Raw genomic sequence first — 20705 nt, forward strand, 5'->3', positions numbered from 1 at the left:
ATTAGTATAGATTAGAAATCTAAAATAGTTAATTTACAATCTAAAATTAAAATGGAAAGACCTTCTTTCGCCATATACGATGCCTCGGCAGGTTCCGGAAAAACGTATGCTCTTGTTAAAGAATATCTCAAAATTATTTTAACGGCACACAAGAATGACGCGTATCGAAATATTCTGGCCATTACGTTTACCAACAAAGCGGTTCATGAGATGAAAAGCCGCATTGTAGGCAGTTTGTCTGAATTTGCCAAAGACGAACCGAATGCTAAAGCATCAGATCTAATGCAGGATTTGGCTGTAGATACAGGACTTTCAATCATTCAGATTAAGACCAAATCCCAACAAATCATTAAGCACATTATTCATAATTATGCTGCTTTTGACATATCTACAATTGATAAATTCACTCACAAGGTAATCCGGGCTTTCGCACACGACTTGGGATTACCTATGACTTTCGAAGTGACTTTGGATACCGAAAACCTATTAACTGAAGCCGTAGATGCCATCATAGCGCAAGCGGGTGAAGATGAAACGTTAACTAAGCTGCTCATCGATTTCACGATGGAAAAAACCGATGATGATAAATCTTGGGATATCTCACGTGAAATTTTGGAAACGGGAAAATTAGTCCTTAATGAAAATAACCGTAATGAAATTACTCATTTTCACGACAAATCAATAAGTGATTTTATTGCAGTAAAAGAAAAATTAGTTCAGGTTTGTAAGGATTTAGAAAAAGAAAATGGAACTCTTGCCGAAGCGTCTTTATCATTAATTGACAAAAATGGGATTGATTTGAAATCTTTCTCCAGAGGAACTTTTCCCAATCATCTTCAAAGCATAGCAGATGGGAAATTTAATTCTAAAAATAAAATGTTTCGGGAGTGTGAAGATATTGCCATTAATAAAACTGCAAAAGACAGAGCTTTAATTGAGAATATTGTTCCTGATTTGTTGCAAAGCCTTTCCGAAATTTATAAAAATTTCGAAAAACGAAATTTTTATAAAGCGTTCTTAAAAAACATCACGCCTTTATCATTGCTAAATACAGTCAGTAACGAATTAGCTAAAATTCAGAATGAACAAAATGTTCTTTCAATATCCGAGTTCAATGCGATTATTCACCGCGAAATCCAAAATCAGCCAGCTCCTTTTATATATGAACGATTAGGAGAACGTTATCGCCATTTTTTTATTGATGAATTTCAGGATACATCCGAGATGCAATGGCAAAACCTGATTCCGCTTATTGATAACGCGCTTGCAGGACAAGATGATTCGGGTCAAAAAGGAACATTAATGATTGTAGGCGACCCAAAACAATCTATTTATCGTTGGCGCGGTGGTAAAGCTGAGCAGTTTATCGAATTGAGTAAAGATCAAAATCCGTTCAGCAATCCTGAGAAAAAGCTAGAGCATTTAGACAAAAATTATAGAAGTTATTCTCAAGTAATCGAATTCAATAATGATTTCTTCAATTTATTGTCCAATGAGTTTAGTAATGCCGATTATAAAGATTTATACGAAAATCATAGTCACCAGAAAATCAATAGTAAAGTGGGCGGTTACGTGAATATTTCTTTTTTGCCTGAAATACAAGAACAAGAAGGCGATGAAGAGGAGATTTTGGATAAAACGGGACAATATGTATTGGCTGCTTTAAACACTATTCAAAAAGTAATTGATGAAGGTTTTGAATACAAGGACATTGTAATTCTGACCCGAAAACGAAGCCAGGGAATTGCTGTCGCTAATTATTTAACGGAGCAAAGCATTCCGCTTTTGTCTTCTGAAACATTGATGATTCAAAACGCTACCGAAGTTCGGTTAATTATTCACATTTTAAAATATTTAAAAAATAGCTCCGATTTAGAGTCAAAGGCCAACTTTTTACAATATTTGGCACAAAATAAACAAAAGGAACTGCCTGTTCACAATTTCATAGCCAAAGGAATGGAATTGAAGGAAGAGACTGTTTTCGAAAAATGGCTTGAAAACTGTAACGTTGCCCTTTCTTTTCAAAACATTAGAAAAAAATCATTGTATGAAGCCGTTGAGATAATTATTTCGAAGTTTATAAAAGCCAATGAAAATGAAGCAGTCCCATCGATAGGGACAGCTTATGTTCAATATTTTCTGGACATCGTTTTAGAGCGGGATGTTCGTAATCAAGCTGGAATTTCGGATTTTCTTAATTATTGGGATAAAAACGCTGAGAAATTCAGCATTCCTTCTCCCGAAGGTACAAATGCGGTTCGAATAATGACGATTCATAAATCAAAAGGATTGGAATTTCCAGTAGTTATTATGCCTTTTGCAGAAGAAGATTATAATAGAAAACCGAAAGATAAGTTATGGCTTAATTCCGAAGAACAAGATTTTGATATGCCAAAAGTGTTAGTGGATAACAGCAGTGCCATTGAAGAGTTTGGAGAAGAAGCTTCTGCAGTTTACAATCTTAAAAAGCAGGAAGAATTATTAGATAATATTAATGTACTGTATGTGGCTTTGACTAGAGCCGAAGAGCAATTATATATTATTTCTCAAAATGTAAAACCAAGGAAAGACGGAGAGTATCCAAGTAATATGGCTTCATTTTTTATAAAATATCTGATTAAGGAAAAGGTTTACGATGAGAATAAATTAGAGTATGAATTCGGGAATCCAGTAAAGTTATCAGTAAAAGAAGCACATATTGATACTACTAAAAATATCCCTGTTGTTTTGGAGGTTTTGAATCCTAAAAACATAAAAATTGCGCAAAGGGAAGCATTAATGTGGGGAACGCATCAACAGGAAGCTATTGAATTTGGGAATGTAATACATGAAATATTTTCTTTTATAGAAACAAAAAACGATGTGGAATTGGCAATTAATAAAGCAATTGAAAACGGATTAATTTCTATGCTTCAAAAAGAGATTGTTCGCAACACAATTATTGAAATAGTAAATCATCAAGATTTAGCGGCCCATTTTGCCGAAGGAAATGAAGTTTTGAATGAAAAAACGATTATTCAAAAAGAGAGTGGCACCATTAAGCCCGACCGAATAGTGATTAATAAAACAAAAGAAGTTTTTTTATTGGATTATAAGACGGGTCTTCCTAATCCAAAATATAAATATCAATTGGAAAATTACCAAATGGCTATTGAAAAAATGGGCTTTAAAGTACTAAAAAAAGCGCTCGTGTACATAGGAGTCGAAATCGATGTAGTACATTTGTGAAAAAATAAATTAATTGTCAATTTGCGAAGTTTATTGCACTTTTGCTTTTAAACTTTAAGATTTTAAATCTCAATAAAATGTACGGTAAAATACAACAGCACTTACAGTCAGAGCTTCAAACTATTGAAGAAAACGGAATTTTTAAAAAGGAAAGAATAATTACTTCTTCACAAGGAGCTGAAATCACCATTTCAACTGGTGAAACAGTTTTGAATTTTTGTGCCAATAATTATCTAGGATTGTCTTCACATCCTGAAGTAGTCCAAGCGGCCAAAGATGCAATGGATACTCATGGTTTTGGAATGTCATCTGTTCGTTTCATTTGTGGAACACAAGATATTCATAAAAAATTGGAAAAAAAGATAGCAGATTTCTATGGAACAGAAGACACTATATTATATGCGGCTGCTTTTGATGCAAATGGAGGGGTTTTTGAGCCTTTGTTTGGAGAAAACGATGCGATTATATCAGATAGTTTGAATCATGCGTCTATAATAGATGGAGTGCGTTTGTGTAAAGCAGCCCGTTACCGCTATGAAAATAGTAATATGGAGGATTTAGAACAGCAATTGATTAAAGCAAATGAATCTGGAGCTCGTTTCAAAATAATTGTTACTGATGGCGTATTTTCTATGGATGGAGTTGTAGCGCCATTAGATAAAATATGTGATCTGGCTGATAAGTACGACGCTTTGGTTATGGTTGATGAATGTCATGCTGCAGGATTTATCGGTGCAACAGGAAAAGGTACGCTTGAAGCCAAAAGTGTTATGGGGCGTGTAGATATTATAACAGGTACTTTGGGAAAAGCCTTAGGGGGTGCAATGGGAGGATATACAACAGCTAAAAAGGAAATAATTGAGTTATTGCGTCAGCGTTCCAGACCGTATTTGTTTTCAAATTCATTGGCTCCGGCTATTGTTGGTGCATCTATAAAGGTATTTGAATTATTAGAAAAGGATACTGCCCTAAGAGATCAATTAGAGTGGAATACTAATTACTTTAAAAACGGAATGAAAAAAGCTGGATTTGATATAGTTGAAGGGGATTCGGCCATAGTGCCTGTAATGTTATATGATGCAAAATTAGCTCAAACGATGGCTAATGAGTTGTTGAAAGAAGGAGTGTATGTAATAGGGTTCTTTTTTCCAGTGGTTCCTAAAGATAAAGCAAGGATTAGAGTACAGTTATCAGCTGCTCATACAAAAGAACATTTGGATAAGGCAATTCGTGCTTTTATGGTCGTAGGACAAAGACTTGCTGTAATATAATTGTTAAAATTTCAATTTACGAAGTGTTTTATTTAACAAATTATTTTGATGTTACAGAAAATCGTTCTATTTTTGTTTGAAATTAACTAATTGTAAATAAAATAACAAAGTATGAAACATCTTAACAAACTTTTAGTTGCTGTAACGATGGTGATGGGATTAAGCTCTCAGGCACAAGACAGTAACAATAAATGGGCAATCGGTTTTGGAGTAAATGCGATTGACTACAGATCTAGTGCTGGTGAAGACTTTAAGAGTCATTTTGACCAACCATTTAAGGTAAGTGATAACTGGAATATACTTCCTTCGGTTTCTTATATCAACGTTTCTAGATACGTAGGCAGCGGTTTTATAGTTGGACTTACAGGTTCAATTAATAAAATTGATAAGTTTGTAACTGCTCCCAATGTTGTTGTAAATCCTGGGGATTTAATGTACTACGGTATTGATGCAACGGTTACTTATAGTTTTATGGAGTTAATTAAGTCTAAAGTATTAGAGCCTACATTAAGCGTTGGTGGCGGTTATACTTTCTTAGGAGATGAAAGCTACGGTACTGTTAATCCAGGAGTTGGATTAAATATTTGGTTTACTGAAAACGTAGGTCTTTCTTTATTAGGAACATATAAAAAATCTTTCGGAGACAGAACTTACGCAGATGGGAAAACCCCAGATGCACCTTCTTATACTCAATATTCTGCTGGTCTTACTTTCAAGTTTGGTGCTAAAGATACTGATGGAGACGGAATCTATGATAAAGATGATGCTTGTCCAGAAGTTGCAGGTTTAAAACAATTCAACGGTTGTCCTGATACAGATGCTGATGGTATCGAAGATTCTAAAGATAAATGTCCTACAGTTGCTGGTACAGCGGAATTCCAAGGTTGTGCTGATACAGACGGTGACGGTGTAGCTGATCCTGATGATGCTTGTCCTTCAGTTGCAGGTTTAAAACAATTCCAAGGTTGTCCTGATACAGACGGTGACGGTGTAACTGATGCTTCAGACAAATGTCCTACAGTTGCTGGCCCTGTTTCAAATGGAGGATGTCCTGAATTAGATTCTGATAAAGATGGTGTAATTGATAAAGAAGATGCTTGTCCTACAGTACCTGGTCCTGCAAGTAACAAAGGATGTCCAGAAGTAACTGAGCAAGTATTACAAGAACTTAAAGTACAGGCTAGAGCAGTATACTTCGTAACTGGTAAAGCTGTATTAGAAACTGCTGATAAAGGAGCTACAGATAGCAGATTAGAAGCGATTAAAGAAATCCTTAAAAACTACCCTAACGCTAAATTTGCTATAGAAGGTCACACAGATAATACTGGTAGTGCTAAAATAAACCAGAAACTTTCTGAAGATAGAGCTAAAGTTGTTATGGATAAGTTAATTGAAAAAGGTGTTAACCCTGCTAACTTAACTTCTGCTGGATTTGGTTCAACTAAACCAGTTGCTGACAACAAAACTAAAGAAGGTAGAGCACTTAACAGAAGAACTGAAATTAGACACATAGGAACAATATACGAAGGTAAATTGTAATCTATTATCTAAATAATTTTAAAAAGCCATTCTTAATTGAATGGCTTTTTTTATATTTATAGAATGACAAATATTTCTTTTTTAGATAAAATAGCAACGGTAATACTACTAGATTGTGCTAGTGAACTAACAGAAACGATTATAGTATTGCCTAATAAACGAGCAAAAATATTTCTTGTTGAAGCATTAAAAAATCAAACAGAAGAGAACATATTTTCACCCGAAATTATTAGTATCGAAGATTTTGTCCAAAATATTGCCGAGGTAAGAACGATTGATCCTATTGAATTGCTTTTCGAATTTTATGGAGTTTACTTATCTATCACAGAAAAAAAGAAGCAGCAGTCATTTGAACTTTTTGCCAATTGGGCAAAAACACTCCTTCAGGATTTTAATGAAATTGACCGTTACTTATTAGACCCAGATCATGTTTTATCTTACTTAAAGGATATTGAAGATATCAAAAAATGGGGAATTGAAGTTGAAAATAAAACACAATTACTCGAAAACTATATTGATTTTTGGAAATTACTGCCCAAATATTACCAGTCTCTTTATGAGTATTTATTAAAAAAAGGAATCGGATATCAAGGGTTGATTTATCGTGAAGCAGTAAAAAATATCAATAATTTTTCAAAGTCGATTCAAGGGAAATATTTTGTTTTTGCAGGTTTTAATGCTTTGAATGCCTCCGAAGAAAAAATAATCCAACATCTTATCGCATCAGATCAGGCAAAAATATATTGGGATGCTGATCAAACGTTTCTGAATGATCCTTACCATGATGCGGGATTATTTGTGCGCCGTTTTAAAGAAAGTTGGAAACATTATAAAACATATCCTTTTGAGTGGATAGTTGACGGTTTTTCGGAAGCCAAAAATATTCAGGTTATTGGTACTCCAAAAACAATTGGTCAGGCCAAAATTGCAGGGAGTATTGTAGAAAATATCATTAAAGAAAATTCAACTGAGTCTCTCGATAAAGTGGCTATTGTTTTGGGTGAAGAGAATCTTTTGATTCCGCTATTGTATTCGTTACCCAATACCGTCGGAGCTTTGAATATTACAATGGGATATTCCAGTAAGAATAATCCAGCTCAAATTCTGATTGCTAAATTGTTTAAAATGCATACCAATGCATTATCAAGAAGCAATAGCAGTTATGTATTTTATTATAAAGATGTTTTAGATATACTCACCCATCCGTTAATTGAGCCTTATGCCAAAACGAGTGCTTTGGTTGGGATTATCAATAAAAACAATTATACGTTTATTAGCCACCATAAATTATTGGAATTAAATGATAATGCCAGTGATTTATTCATGCTTGTATTTAAAAAATGGGAGGTGGGTTCACTTGGTGTTTTAGAAATAATATCCAATTTATTATTAAAGATCAAGAATAATTTAAGCAACGAAAATGAAGAAGAAAAAATAACGAAATCTTTTGTCTATGCCATTTTTAAAGTGATTAATAAACTGATTAATTACTATTCATTGCACAAAGAAATAGATACGATTGATACACTGCATGCAATTTATAAACAAGTAATCGATTTAGCAGAAGTTTCTTTTGAGGGGGAACCTTTGAATGGATTACAGATTATGGGCGTCCTTGAAAGCAGGGTTTTGGATTTTGAAACGGTTATCATTACTTCCATGAATGAGGGTAAATTTCCGGCAGGTAAATCACAAAACTCTTTTATTCCTTATGATGTAAAGCGGGAATTGGGACTGCCAACTTTTAAAGAGAAAGACGCAATCTATACCTATCATTTTTATCATTTACTGCAACGTGCCAAAAATATTTATTTGCTTTATAATACCGAAAGCGAAGGTCTGGATGCCGGTGAAAAAAGCCGTTTCATTACTCAATTGGAAGTTGAGAAACAGCCTAACCATACTTTAACCCATGAAATTTACAATGCAGTTTTGCCCGAAACGGCTTATCAGCCTATGAAAATCCCGAAATCAGAGAAAGTAATGTTGCGCTTGAAAGAAATAGCTGAAAAAGGATTTTCACCTTCTGCATTGACGAGTTATATACGGAATCCGATTCAGTTTTATTTTCAAAAGATTCTGCGTATTAGTGAAGTGGAAGAAGTGGAGGAAAATATTGCTTTGAATACTTTGGGGACTATTATTCACGAAACTTTACGGGTTTTATACACACCTTTTATTGGTGAATTTATTTCTGAAACAGATATTCAAAATTGTATTAAGAGAATTGATTCTGAAGTTTTGATTCAATTCAAGTTGGTTTACAAAGAAGGAGAAATCAAAAAAGGCAGAAATTTACTGGCTTTTGAAGTAGCAAAGCGCAATGTTTTTAATTTCTTGAAAGTAGAATTGGAAAGCATTAAAAATGGCGATGCAATTAAAATTTTGGAACTTGAAAAAACTTTTGAAAGAATAGTGCAACATCCTAGTTTACCTTTTCCAGTTTTGATTAAGGGAAATGTGGATAGAATTGAAGAACGCAACGGAAATATTAGAATCATCGATTACAAAACTGGGAAAGTTGAAAAAACCAATGTTACACTTAAATCCTGGAAAGGATTGACAGATGATATTAAAAACGACAAAATTATTCAAGTTTTAGCGTATGCCTATATGTATGAGGAAAATGCTAATGGGAAACCTATTGAGGCTGGAATTATTTCTTTTAAAAACTTAAAATCGGGATTTTTGCCTTTTAATTTTAAAGAAGAAAAAGAAAGCATTGCTATTATAAATAATGAAATCCAATCTAATTATTTAGAGCAAATTGTTTTGCTGCTGAACGAAATATTAGACGCAACAATTTCTTTTGAGGAGAAAATTTTATAACAGAATGGGTAAAAAATGGGACAATCTGTTTGAGTTTTTCAAAAGTACTCTTGCAGTTAATTTTACTGTGAGTTTTTTTGTTTTTCTTTTTGGAGGATCAATAGCTTTTAATTATTCGGTTCTCACGTTTGGGTTTGTTTTAAGTTTATTTTTCAAAGATGTTAATGCTAAAAACGAGTATGTGTTTTATTTCAATAATAAAATTTCAAAAATTCAGCTTTGGTTGTATTCATGGTGTTTTACTTTTGTTTTTTTAGTGATTGGTGTTTTTATTTTTAATTTGGTAAAGAAGCTATTTTGAAAAAACATTTATTAGAGATTGACAGCGTTCAGAAATCTTTTGACAATAAAAACATATTGTCGGATGTTTATTTAAAATGTGAAACAAATGATATTATTGGACTTCTTGGCAAAAATGGCTCAGGTAAGTCAACTTTGCTAAAAATTATTTTCGGAATTGAATCTGCCGATTTTAAGTTTGTTAGAATCGATGGTCTTGCAAAAACAAAAACCAAAGATTTATTTGCAGAAATTAGCTACCTGCCTCAGGATAATTGTATTCCCAAAGTATTTTCAATTAAAAAAGCGATTCAGCTTTCTGTTTCTAAGGAGAAGATTCAGGAGTTTTGTGCAGATGAAATGATTGCAGGAATACTAGATAAGAAAATCTCTCATTTATCTGGCGGTGAATTACGCTACTTAGAAATTAAAATCATTCTCTATAATTCTTCAAAATTTGCTTTGTTAGATGAACCTTATAATGGTCTGTCCCCTTTGATGGTGGGGAAAGTAAACGAATTAATAATTGAAAATTCAAAAACTAAAGGGGTTATCATTTCTGATCATAATTATGAAAATGTAATCAAAGTATCGACAAAACTGGTTTTACTCAAAGAAGGGAAGGCACATCATTTACTTTGTAAAGAAGAATTGATTGAGAAAGGATATTTGAAAGAAGGGATGCTTTAGATTTTTTTGAAAAAATCTGCCAAAACAGTTAGTAATTCAGCCTGGTTTTCAATGGAGCTCATGTGTCCATCCGGAAAAGTGACTAATTCTACATCCGTATTTTTTATTTGTTCCAAATTTTCATCATAATTGAGAACGGGATCTTTTTTTCCGACTATTAACAATTTTGGAAATGTAGTTGTGTGCAAAAGAAATTCCCTGTCTTTTCGGGCTTTCATTCCTTCAAGAGAAGCGACAATTCCCTGCAGAGGTGTTTTTAATGCCTGAATTTTTACTTCTTCAATTTCTTTGATAAGGATTTCTCGGTTTTCTTCACTGAACAAATTAGCAATTGATAAACGGATGAATGTTTCATAATCTTTCTTGACCGCTTTGATGGCGCGGTCTCTGTTTTTTTTTCTTTCTGAGCTGTCTTCTTTGGAAGTGGAGTTAAGTAATACCAACCCTTTCATTTTCTCTGGATACAATTCGGCGAAAGCCAAAGCAACATAACCTCCCATAGAATGTCCAACCAGAATGGCTTTTCTAATCTTTAATTTGGATAAAACATCATGAACCACATCCGCATTTTCTTCCATGGTTTGAATATATCCCAAACTTTCTGTTTCGCCGTGTCCTAATAAATCTATGGTTATGATTCGGTTTTTTTTTCTTAATTCTGAAACATAAACATCCCACATGGTTTTATTTTCAAGAAAACCGTGAAGTAAGACTACTGCTGTTCCTTTTCCAGAATCTGAGTATGAAATTTGAGTGTTTTTGTAGAGAAGTGTTTCCAAAAGAGTGAGGATTATGTTGATAGTTTACAAATGCAAAATTAAATTTTTAAATTCCTAAATACTATATTTGAGTAAAGCATTTTATAAATTATGAATCGACTTGTAATTATTGGAAACGGATTTGATTTGGCTCATGGATTGCCAACTTCGTATTGTCATTTTATTGATGATTTTTGGAAAAAAGCTTGCTATACAAATGGAAGTAAGAAGATAGATTATAAAGATAATTTTGTTGAAATAACTTGTGAGTTAGGCGGAATGTATAATACGATGGATTATGATGCTATTGATAAGATAGATTCATACAAGGAGTTAAAAAAATTTGTTTTAAGAAATAAAGAAATAGGCTATGGTTATTTTGTAGTTGATTTTAAAAATTCATTTTTTAAAATTATTTGTGATCAAACAATTATTGAAAATTGGGTTGATGTTGAAAATGAATACTATAGAGAGTTAAAAACAATTGTGAAATTGGGTACTTTAACAATTGCAGAAAAGAAGCAACAAACGATAATTTTAAATAAAGAATTTGAACAAGTCAGAAATCTTTTAGAAAGATATTTAAAAGAAAAAGTTGAAGAGCAATATGATTTTAGGTTGCACAGAAATAATCCCTTTATAGATGTTCTTTTACCAGAATTTATAAATAGGTTTGATGAAAACCGTTACTTGAAAGAATTTAAATCAGGAGATCATTTATATGTTAGAGAATTTTTGGAAAAAATTGGAGAGAAGAATGGCTTGACAACATATTTTTTAAGCTTTAACTATACGAAAGTGGTTGAGCAATATTATAATGTGTTTGCATTTAATAAACAACTAAATTATATTCACGGTAAATTAAAGAATTCAGCAAATCTTGTCAATTTTGGTTTTGGAGATGAAATGGATGACGATTATAAAATGATTGAAAATATAGATGATAATGAATATTTAAAGAACTTTAAGTCATTTCAGTATTTACAAAATTCTAACTATAAAAATCTTTTAGATTTTGTAGAAAGTGATCAAAAATTTCAAGTTTATATAATGGGACATTCTTGTGGCTTGTCAGATAGAACTATGCTTAATACAATTTTTGAACATCCGAATTGTATATCAATAAAGGTTTTTTACCATCAAAGAGAAGATGGGACAGATAATTACACAGAAATTATTCAAAACATATCTAGACATTTTAATAAAAAGAAATTAATGAGAGAAAAAATTGTAAACAAAACACTTTGTGAGCCATTACCTCAAATGCAAGTTCCCTTAAAATAAAAACGGCTCCCATTCCTGAAAGCCATTAGTTATTTCTTAATTATTTACTTTTTTAAATCTTCCGAAAAAGCAGAATGTTGATGTTTAGCCCCGATTGAAGTGAAAATCCTTGTGGGCTGGGGTTCAGCCCACAAGATTGCAATGGAAAGCGGGAGGATGCTTGTGAAAAATGCTTAATCTTCTGCTCCAAATATCAAAAACCAGTTATTAGACAAGTTAGCTGAGCTATACAGTTATTTTTTCTCGGCTTCCTTCAAAAAGAAATCCGTCATTTTTTTAAAAGTAGTTTCATTAAATGTTACAGGCCCGTGTTGTCCGTTTGGGACAGTAATAAAATCAGCTAAAATTCCTTTTTCTTTTAAAGCTTTTGCAAAAAGTTCACTTTGACAATAGGGCACAATAGTGTCTGCATTACCATGTATTATCAAAAAATCAGGATCAGTTTTATCAATAAAAGTAGTGGGACTAAGCAAACTAATCATGTCTAAATTATCAGCAGGTTTGCCTCCAATAATTGCAGCTTCTGGTGACTTTTCATCTTTTGGCTTTTCACAAGCTTCCATTAATGCTAAATTTACAGGACCAAACCAATCAACAACAGCATCTACTTTACTGCTCACCGAAGTATTCTCTCCCAAATTTCCTTCTAAATTTATTGTTTTTTTACCTACAGTATAATTTGTAATACCGTTGGTAGTTCCAGCTAAAGAAGCTAAATGTCCACCAGAAGAAAAACCTGTAATACCAATAAATGAGGAATCTAAATTATATTTTTTTGCATTAGCCCTTATAAACCTAATAGCTGCTTTTACATCGTTTATTTGAGCAGGATATTTAGCATCAGAACTTGATCTGTGATTTATGGAAATTACCGCAAAACCAGCGTCTAATAGAGGTTTTCCCATAGATTGAAATGCCATAGCTTTCATATTATTGGCAAACCATGCGCTGCCATAAATAATTACAATGACCTTATATGAAGCTTTTTCTGCATTTGGAATATGAATGTCCAGATTGTGATATACCTGCGTATCATTGGCATAGTTAACATCAATCCATTTTTTATTAGCGTTTTGTGCAAAGCTGTTAAAGCATAAAAAGATCAGTATTAAAGTGATAATTTTTTTCATACTGTTTTAGTTTATATTTTTTAATTTTAAGATAAATAAGTTTATTTTTTCAAATGTATTTAAAAGAACAATCGGTTGCGTGCTTAATTTAAAAAGAATTAGATTATATTTTAGCATGGTCTAGAAGTATTGATATTCTTGCAGAAGTACAAAATCTAAAACCGTATACTATTAATTAATGCTGAATTATGCTTGACTAAATATATTCAAAAGGTAACAAGGCATTCTATTATTACTCATTAAAATTTTCGGATGGCAATGCGGAAAAGACATTCATATTGTATTTAAAAAAAACGGCTCACATTTTTGAAAGCCGTTTAATTATTTAAAAAATTAAAAACGATTATCGCCATCTAAAAGATTTCCTAAACCACCGAGTAAACTTCCTTCTTCACGGCTGTTGCCGCCTGATCTTGGTGCCGAAGCGATGATTCTGTCCGCCAATCTAGAGAAAGGCAATGATTGTATGTAAACGGTTCCGGGACCACGAAGGGTTGCGTAAAACAAGCCTTCTCCTCCAAAAATAGAATTCTTAATTCCGCCGATGAATTCAATATCATAATCAACATCTTTGGTAAAACCAATGATACAGCCAGTATCCACTTTTAAGACTTCGCCAGGAGCTAATTCTTTTTTTGCCATTGTTCCTCCCGAATGTACAAATGCCATTCCGTCGCCTTCAATTTTCTGCATGATGAAACCTTCGCCTCCAAAGAGACCGCGACCGAGTTTTTGAGAGAATTCGATTCCAACCGAAACGCCTTTGGCTGCACATAAAAAAGAGCTTTTTTGGCAGATGAATTTACCTTGGAATTGGGTTAAATCAATTGGAAGAATTTTTCCAGGATATGGAGAGGCAAATGAAACTTTGCTTTTGGTATAGCCTTGGTTTAGAAATGCCGTCATGAACAGGCTTTCTCCGGTAAGAACTCTTTTTCCGGCATTCAAAAGCTGACCAAATAAACCCGAACTTGATTGCTGCGCGGATCCGTCTCCAAATATGGTTTCCATTTTGATATTGTTTTCCATCATCATGAAACTGCCAGCTTCGGCAATTACGATTTCCTGTGGATCCAATTCTATTTCTACATACTGCATTTCTTCTCCAAAAATCTGATAATCTATTTCGTGTGCTTGCATGATTTCTAATTTTTTGTTTTTATGATAAGTCGGATGCGGATTTGGAATGTTACAAGCGAAGACGAAAATTTGTTGTTTTCTGCGTGAGGGATAGCAACGGAAAGCCCGCAGTCCCGTCTCGTCTCGTCCTTAAGACGAGACGAGACGGGACGAGGACTTGCAGTGAATAGCCCGACCCAACCAAAGTTTACGAAGGTTGGGGCGCGCCCAAATAAAAACGGCTTCCATTACTGAAAGCCGTTTATTGATTGTATTTAATGAGATTTACGAATTCATCAAACTTTCGATTTCTTCGACTTCAATCGGGATGTTTCTCATCAAGTTGAAAGGCTCGCCAGTTTCCTGAATAACGACATTATCTTCCAAACGGATTCCGAAACCTTCGGCAGGAATGTAAATTCCGGGCTCAACAGTAAAAACCATATTTGCTTTCATTGGTTCGTGTAGTAATCCGTAATCGTGCGTGTCCAAACCCATGTGGTGTGATGTTCCGTGCATGAAATATTTTTTGTAAGCAGGCCATTCTGGATTTTCATTTTGAACATCGGCTTTGTCGATTAAACCTAAACCAAGCAATTCTGAGGTCATTATTTTACCCACTTCTATATGGTATTGTTTCCAAAGTGTCCCCGGAGTAAGCATTTTGGTGGCCTCGTTTTTAACCCTTAAAACAGCATCGTAAACTGCTTTTTGTCTATTGGAATAACGTCCAGAAACAGGAATCGTTCGTGTTAAATCACTAGAATAATTAGCATATTCGGCAGCAACGTCCAATAAAATTAAATCACCTGCCTTGCATGGTTGGTTGTTTTCGATATAATGCAGCACATTGGCATTATTTCCCGAAGCAATAATTGGAGTATAGGCAAAACCTTTCGAACGATTGAGAATGAATTCGTGAATCAATTCGGCTTCGATTTCGTATTCGGTTACATTTGGCTTTACGAATGATAATAATCTTCGGAAACCCTTTTCGGTAATATTACAGGCATTTTGGATCAAATCCAATTCTTCGGATTCTTTAATAGAACGGATGCGCTGCAATATTGGGTTGCTTTTTGCTACTTGATGCGCCGGGTATTTTTCTTTCCACCATTTTATAAAACGGGCTTCGCGGGTTTCGGTTTCAACAGATGCACGGTAATGTTCGTTGGTATTGATGTACATGATGTCAGAATAGGTCATCATTTCGTTCAAGACTTTTTCAAAATCCTGCAGCCAATACACTGTTTTAATTCCCGAAACTTCAAAAGCACGCTCTTTGGTCAATTTTTCGCCTTCCCAAATGGCAATATGCTCGCTGGTTTCTTTTAGGAATAAAATTTCTTTTTGGTTTTCATATGGAGCATCTGGGAAAAGCAATAAGATACTTTCTTCTTGGTCAACTCCCGATAAATAAAAGATATCGCGGTGTTGTGCAAATGGCAAGGTGCTGTCCGCAGAAACAGGATAAATATCATTAGAATTAAAAACAGCTACACTATTGGGCTTCATTTCAGCCATGAATTTTGCTCTGTTTTTTATAAAAAGAGTACGGTCAATTTGATGATATTTCATATGAAAATGTTTTTGGGTATTGAATCTTCAAAAATAGAAACTTTTATAACGAAATTGGAGTTTTTAGTGATTTTTTTAAGGTTTTTATAACGGACTTTTAATAAAGACAAGAGTTTGGGTGTTAATTTTTTTGAAGCAGAAAAAATGGGTGTTTTAGGAAGTATTTGGTCCCGTATTAAGTTATGGATTTCTTGCCAATATTTTCAAAATTAAACCTCGTAAAGAAGCAAAGTCGCAAAGAAATCGGTTTTAAACTTTGCGTCTTTGCTTCTTCGCGAGAAAAACAAAGCTTAATGACATTAGGATAAAGGGAGATCTTTTGCCATTATTCTAAAAAAGAAAAGAGCCACGAAAGATATAAATCCGTTCGTGGCTCTTTTGTATTGTCAATGACAGTATTAATCAATCCATTTGTAATAACGGGCTCCGATTAAATTCGGGAGTTCTGTTTCTATTCGATCCAGAATCCATTCGTTTTTTGGCTCTTGGATGCTTTGTTTCTGCTCTTTTTTGTGCAGTTTTTCATAAGTTTCAAAATCAATTTCAAAACTTTTTTCCAGCGTTTCAAAAAGGGAAACATTAGCTATGGCCGATTTCCATTCGGGTTGAATGGTTCCTTCAAAAACCTTGGATTTGGAACCGCTTCCGTAGGCCAGAAAACCGAATTTTTCAGAAGCAATTTCTTTTTTGGTATCATAAAAATGTGCCAGAGTGGAAAGCAATCCCATGAAAATAGAACCGGTATATAAGTTTCCGATTAAAGAAGATGCCAATTCTGCAGGCAGTAATTTTTCGGAAACAAACGTTTTGTAATCATCCGATCTGCTGATTTCTTTCAGTTTATTTTGGTATTCCGAAACTGTTTCTTCACCAGAAACAATTCGAGCTGCAGCGTCCAAAGCATAAATTTCAGAAAGCATTCTTCGGCCTTGAAAAGCATAAGGCAAATGCATCACAATGCTTTTCCAAGTATTGTAAAGCGTTTCTGGAGTGGTTTTTAATTTTTTGAATGAAAAATAAGCCTCTCTGGTTCGATCCATATAACATTGGTTCGAATATTGACCGTCAAAAACAGGCTGATCCTTGTGGATTTCGATTTCGCTTTCTAAATTGTCAAACCAAGATTCATTGTTTGAGTTTCCTGTGATTTCGTGTTTTGAGATTGCCCTGTAAGGTTTGAAGAAATCAAAAACGCCTTTTGTGCTTACGCCCCATTGATTTTCGAAAGTGATGATTCGTGGGTTGGCAGTAATTAACATGGCAACAGCGCCAGCACCTTGCGTATATTCTCCAGTTGAATTTAAGTCGTATTTGGCAAAATCGGTAGTGACAACAATCGCTTTTTTTGTTGGATTAAGCTGAACAAAATCAAGACAGTTCTGCATGGCATCTACACCGCCGATACAGGCAAAAGTAAAATCTACCACATCGCATTCGGATAAAGAGCTCACTCCGAATTTTTGTTCCATCAGGGAAATCAAGAAAGAACTTATAGGTTTTGAATTGTCAATAGCGCTTTCGGTTCCAACATATATTCGGGCAATTTCGTCTAATTTAATGTCATTGTCCTGGATTAATTTTGTTAAAGCATTTGCGCCAAACACCACGGTATCCTGATGAGCGTCAGGCAAAGTCATTTTTAATAATCCTAATCCTTTTTCGAGTTTTTCGGGTTCTATATTTCTAGCTAAAGCTAATGTTTTTATGGGTAAATGCAATTTGGCAACATCAAATGCAATAGCGTCAATTCCAGTTTTCATGAATAAAATTTAAAGGTGTAAAGTTAAAATAGCTTTGGGGAAATGCAATACTTTGGGGGCTATAAAATGGCTATTTTTTAATTTTTAGGGAATAACCTGTAAATCTTGTTTTGTATTGTTAGATTGTTAGTTTTTCTGTCTTTTGTCAATGAAATATAATTTGGAAAATAATTTTAAAGCTTATTTTTAATTTGAGACCTGATTTTTATCATCTAATTTGAGAAACTATATTATTTTATATATGTAATCGATTGCATTTTGTTATAAAAAGAACTAAACTAAGTATTTTTGTACGTATTTAATAAGTATTTTTTAAGTACTTTAAAATGATTATAAATTGCGAAGTAAAATTGCATATTTGGTTGTTATTCTTTCCCAATTACCCTAAATTTGTTCGACTTTTTAAAAAAATATAATATTTATATCATTATGGCAAAATCTGCAATATTGAAGTCGTCTATAGCTAAAAAAGTAGCTATGGCGCTTTCAGGACTTTTTCTGATTATGTTTCTATCGCTTCACTTCTTTATTAATTTCGTATCGGTTTTTAGTGCCGATTCATTTAATGCGATGTCACATTTTATGGGTTACAACCCTTTAATACAATTTGTTATGCAGCCTGTTTTGGTTGCTGGAGTAGTTTTTCACTTCGTTATGGGATTCGTTCTAGAGTTGAAAAACAGGAATGCAAGACCTGTTGCTTACGTAAAGTTTGACGGTGCAGCAAACTCATCTTGGGCTTCTAGAAATATGATTATTTCCGGTCTGGTTGTGTTGGCTTTTTTAGGATTACATTTTTATGATTTCTGGGTTCACGAAATGGTTTACAAATATGTGGAGTCAAATGTTATTGATGAAACTAGATATTATCATGAATTAGTGGCTAAATTTGAAAGCCCGGTTCGTACAGGGTTATACAGTGTTGCTTTCGTTTTATTGGCATTGCACCTTTGGCATGGTTTTACTTCTTCTTTGCAATCTGTAGGATTCGATAACAAAATAGGGAAGTCATTGCATAAAATCTGTTATGCATTTGCAATTATAGTTCCTTTTGGATTTATTTTCATTGCGTTATTTCATCATTTTAATAATTAATATCGATCTATAATGAAATCGCCATCGGCAATAGTTTTGCGAAAGCGGACACCGATTAATAAATGGCGATAACATATATGACCAAAGACAAACAAAATTTCACATATATGAAACTAGATTCTAAAATACCAGAAGGTCACATTTCACAAAAATGGACTGATTATAAAGATCACTTAAGGTTAGTCGCTCCAAATAACCGACCAAAAATAGATATTATCGTTGTAGGAACAGGATTAGCAGGTGCTTCGGCAGCTGCATCTTTTGCCGAAATGGGTTATAATGTTAAAGCATTTTGTTACCAAGATTCTCCGCGTCGTGCGCACTCAATCGCGGCACAAGGAGGAATTAATGCCGCAAAAAATTATCAAAATGACGGAGACAGTACTTTCCGTTTGTTTTATGATACAATCAAAGGAGGAGATTACAGAGCACGTGAAGCAAATGTACACCGTTTAGCTGAAGTTTCTGGGAACATCATCGACCAATGTGTTGCTCAGGGAGTTCCTTTTGCTCGTGACTACGGAGGAATGTTAGATAACCGTTCTTTTGGAGGAACACAAGTACAGCGTACTTTTTATGCTGCTGGACAAACAGGACAACAGTTATTATTAGGAGCTTATTCTTCTTTATCAAGACAAATCGGTTTAGGAAAAATCGATATGTACAATCGCCACGAAATGTTGGAATTGGTAAAAGTTGATGGGAAAGCCCGCGGAATTATTGCCCGTAACTTGATTACCGGAGAAATAGAAAGACATTCTGCTCACGCGGTAATTATTGCGACAGGAGGATACGGAAACGTTTATTTCCTTTCTACCAATGCAATGGGATCAAATGTTACTGCTGGCTGGAAAATTCACAAACAAGGAGCTTTGTTCGCAAATCCTTGTTATGTACAAATTCACCCAACTTGTATTCCAGTTCACGGAACCAATCAATCTAAATTGACATTGATGTCTGAGTCGTTAAGAAACTCTGGACGTATTTGGGTTCCAAAGAAAAAAGAAGATGCAGAAGCGATTCGTGCAGGTAAATTGAAACCAACACAAATTGCTGAAGAAGATAGAGATTACTACTTAGAAAGAAAATATCCAGCATTTGGTAACTTAGTTCCTCGTGATGTGGCTTCAAGAGCTGGAAAAGAAGTTTGTGACGCTGGTCACGGAATTGAGGCTAACGACACTAACGAAGGTGTTTACTTAGATTTTGCTACAGAGGTTCAATCTAAAGGAAGACAAACAGCTTACGCAAAAGGAAATCACAATCCTACTCAAGAAGAAATTCTTACATTAGGAAAGAAATGGTTAGAGGAAAAATACGGTAACTTGTTTACTATGTACCAAAAAATCACTGATGAGAATCCTTATGAAACTCCAATGAAAATTTATCCTGCGGTTCACTATACAATGGGTGGTGTTTGGGTTGATTATAACTTACAATCTACTATTCCAGGCTGTTTCGTTGCAGGAGAAGCCAACTTCTCTGACCACGGAGCGAATCGTTTGGGAGCTTCGGCTTTGATGCAGGGATTGGCTGATGGATACTTTGTATTGCCTTATACAGTTTCTGATTATTTGGCTGATGATATTCGTACTGGAAAAATCTCTACAGATTTGCCTGAATTCGTTGAAGCTGAGAAAAATGTAAAAGATACGATCAATAAATTCTTGTCTAATAATGGATCAAAAACAGTGGATCACTTCCACAAACGTTTAGGTCATATTATGTGGAATAAAGTGGGTATGGGTCGTAATGAAAAAGGTTTAACAGAGGCTATTGAAGAAATTGCAGCTTTAAAAGAAGAATTCTTCAAAGAAGTTTATGTTCCTGGCAGTTCAGATGAATTGAATCCCGAATTAGAAAAAGCACTTCGTGTTGCCGATTTCATCGAATTAGGACAATTAATGGCTATGGATGCATTGCAGCGTAAAGAATCTTGTGGAGGTCACTTCCGTGAAGAATACCAAGATGCTGAAGGGGAAACTCTACGTGATGACGAAAACTTCAAATTTGTTGGCGCTTGGGAATACAAAGGATACGACATTAAAAATGAAGAGCTTCACAAAGAAGAATTGAATTACGAGTTTATTAAAATAGCAGCTAGAAATTATAAATAGTGATTAGTAACTAGTGAATAGTAATTAG

The 20705-nt window shown here is 34.1% G+C and carries 13 protein-coding genes; 8 read left to right on the forward strand and 5 right to left on the reverse strand.

Annotated features, from left to right (window positions below; translation table 11 throughout):
* The first annotated feature begins 51 nt into the window (after nucleotides 1-51).
* From AC1DVP_RS02915 to AC1DVP_RS02935, 5 genes are all read left to right on the forward strand, one after another.
* Nucleotides 52-3228 (forward strand): UvrD-helicase domain-containing protein, encoded by a 3177-nt coding sequence (locus AC1DVP_RS02915; RefSeq protein ID WP_477182053.1) that lies wholly within the window; start codon nucleotides 52-54, stop codon nucleotides 3226-3228.
* 77 nt (nucleotides 3229-3305) lie between these two features.
* A complete protein-coding gene (gene kbl, locus AC1DVP_RS02920) occupies nucleotides 3306-4499 on the forward strand; it encodes a glycine C-acetyltransferase (RefSeq protein ID WP_477182054.1) in 1194 nt (397 codons plus the stop codon).
* 111 nt (nucleotides 4500-4610) lie between these two features.
* The gene (locus AC1DVP_RS02925) at nucleotides 4611-6038 is read left to right on the forward strand and encodes an OmpA family protein (protein WP_477182055.1); all 1428 of its coding nucleotides are present in this window, start codon (nucleotides 4611-4613) and stop codon (nucleotides 6036-6038) included.
* Nucleotides 6039-6101: 63 nt separating this feature from the next.
* Nucleotides 6102-8867, forward strand: coding sequence for a PD-(D/E)XK nuclease family protein (locus tag AC1DVP_RS02930; RefSeq protein ID WP_477182056.1), 2766 nt, complete (start codon nucleotides 6102-6104; stop codon nucleotides 8865-8867).
* Nucleotides 8868-9164: 297 nt separating this feature from the next.
* Nucleotides 9165-9836 (forward strand): ATP-binding cassette domain-containing protein, encoded by a 672-nt coding sequence (locus AC1DVP_RS02935; protein WP_477182057.1) that lies wholly within the window; start codon nucleotides 9165-9167, stop codon nucleotides 9834-9836.
* Here AC1DVP_RS02935 and AC1DVP_RS02940 read toward each other — a convergent pair.
* Nucleotides 9833-10615, reverse strand: a complete 783-nt coding sequence (locus tag AC1DVP_RS02940) for an alpha/beta fold hydrolase (protein ID WP_477182058.1) — start codon at nucleotides 10613-10615, stop codon at nucleotides 9833-9835. The two genes, AC1DVP_RS02935 and AC1DVP_RS02940, sit on opposite strands and share 4 nt — an antisense overlap.
* A gap of 90 nt (nucleotides 10616-10705) precedes the next feature.
* On the opposite strand from AC1DVP_RS02940, the gene AC1DVP_RS02945 reads away from it, so the two are divergent.
* Nucleotides 10706-11878 (forward strand): AbiH family protein, encoded by a 1173-nt coding sequence (locus AC1DVP_RS02945; protein WP_477182059.1) that lies wholly within the window; start codon nucleotides 10706-10708, stop codon nucleotides 11876-11878.
* A 233-nt stretch (nucleotides 11879-12111) separates the two neighbouring features.
* On the opposite strand, the gene AC1DVP_RS02950 is transcribed toward AC1DVP_RS02945, so the two are convergent.
* The 4 genes from AC1DVP_RS02950 to AC1DVP_RS02965 all read right to left on the reverse strand — a co-directional run bounded on the left by AC1DVP_RS02950 (nucleotide 12112) and on the right by AC1DVP_RS02965 (nucleotide 17465).
* Nucleotides 12112-13008, reverse strand: a complete 897-nt coding sequence (locus AC1DVP_RS02950) for a prolyl oligopeptidase family serine peptidase (protein ID WP_477182060.1) — start codon at nucleotides 13006-13008, stop codon at nucleotides 12112-12114.
* 333 nt (nucleotides 13009-13341) lie between these two features.
* Entirely contained in the window at nucleotides 13342-14148 is an 807-nt protein-coding gene (locus AC1DVP_RS02955) for a TIGR00266 family protein (protein WP_477182061.1), read from the reverse strand.
* 264 nt (nucleotides 14149-14412) lie between these two features.
* Entirely contained in the window at nucleotides 14413-15705 is a 1293-nt protein-coding gene (locus tag AC1DVP_RS02960) for an aminopeptidase P family protein (protein WP_477182062.1), read from the reverse strand.
* Between the two features lie 398 nt (nucleotides 15706-16103).
* Nucleotides 16104-17465, reverse strand: coding sequence for a hydroxymethylglutaryl-CoA synthase family protein (locus tag AC1DVP_RS02965; protein WP_477182063.1), 1362 nt, complete (start codon nucleotides 17463-17465; stop codon nucleotides 16104-16106).
* Between the two features lie 429 nt (nucleotides 17466-17894).
* On the opposite strand from AC1DVP_RS02965, the gene AC1DVP_RS02970 reads away from it, so the two are divergent.
* Together AC1DVP_RS02970 and AC1DVP_RS02975 are read left to right on the forward strand one after the other, a co-directional pair.
* Nucleotides 17895-18560, forward strand: a complete 666-nt coding sequence (locus AC1DVP_RS02970) for a succinate dehydrogenase cytochrome b subunit (protein WP_477182064.1) — start codon at nucleotides 17895-17897, stop codon at nucleotides 18558-18560.
* A gap of 107 nt (nucleotides 18561-18667) precedes the next feature.
* On the forward strand, nucleotides 18668-20677 hold the full coding sequence (locus AC1DVP_RS02975) for a fumarate reductase/succinate dehydrogenase flavoprotein subunit (RefSeq protein ID WP_477182065.1): 2010 nt from the start codon (nucleotides 18668-18670) through the stop codon (nucleotides 20675-20677).
* Nucleotides 20678-20705: the final 28 nt, after the last annotated feature.

The sequence above is a fragment of the Flavobacterium sp. P3_A6 genome (assembly GCF_056403035.1).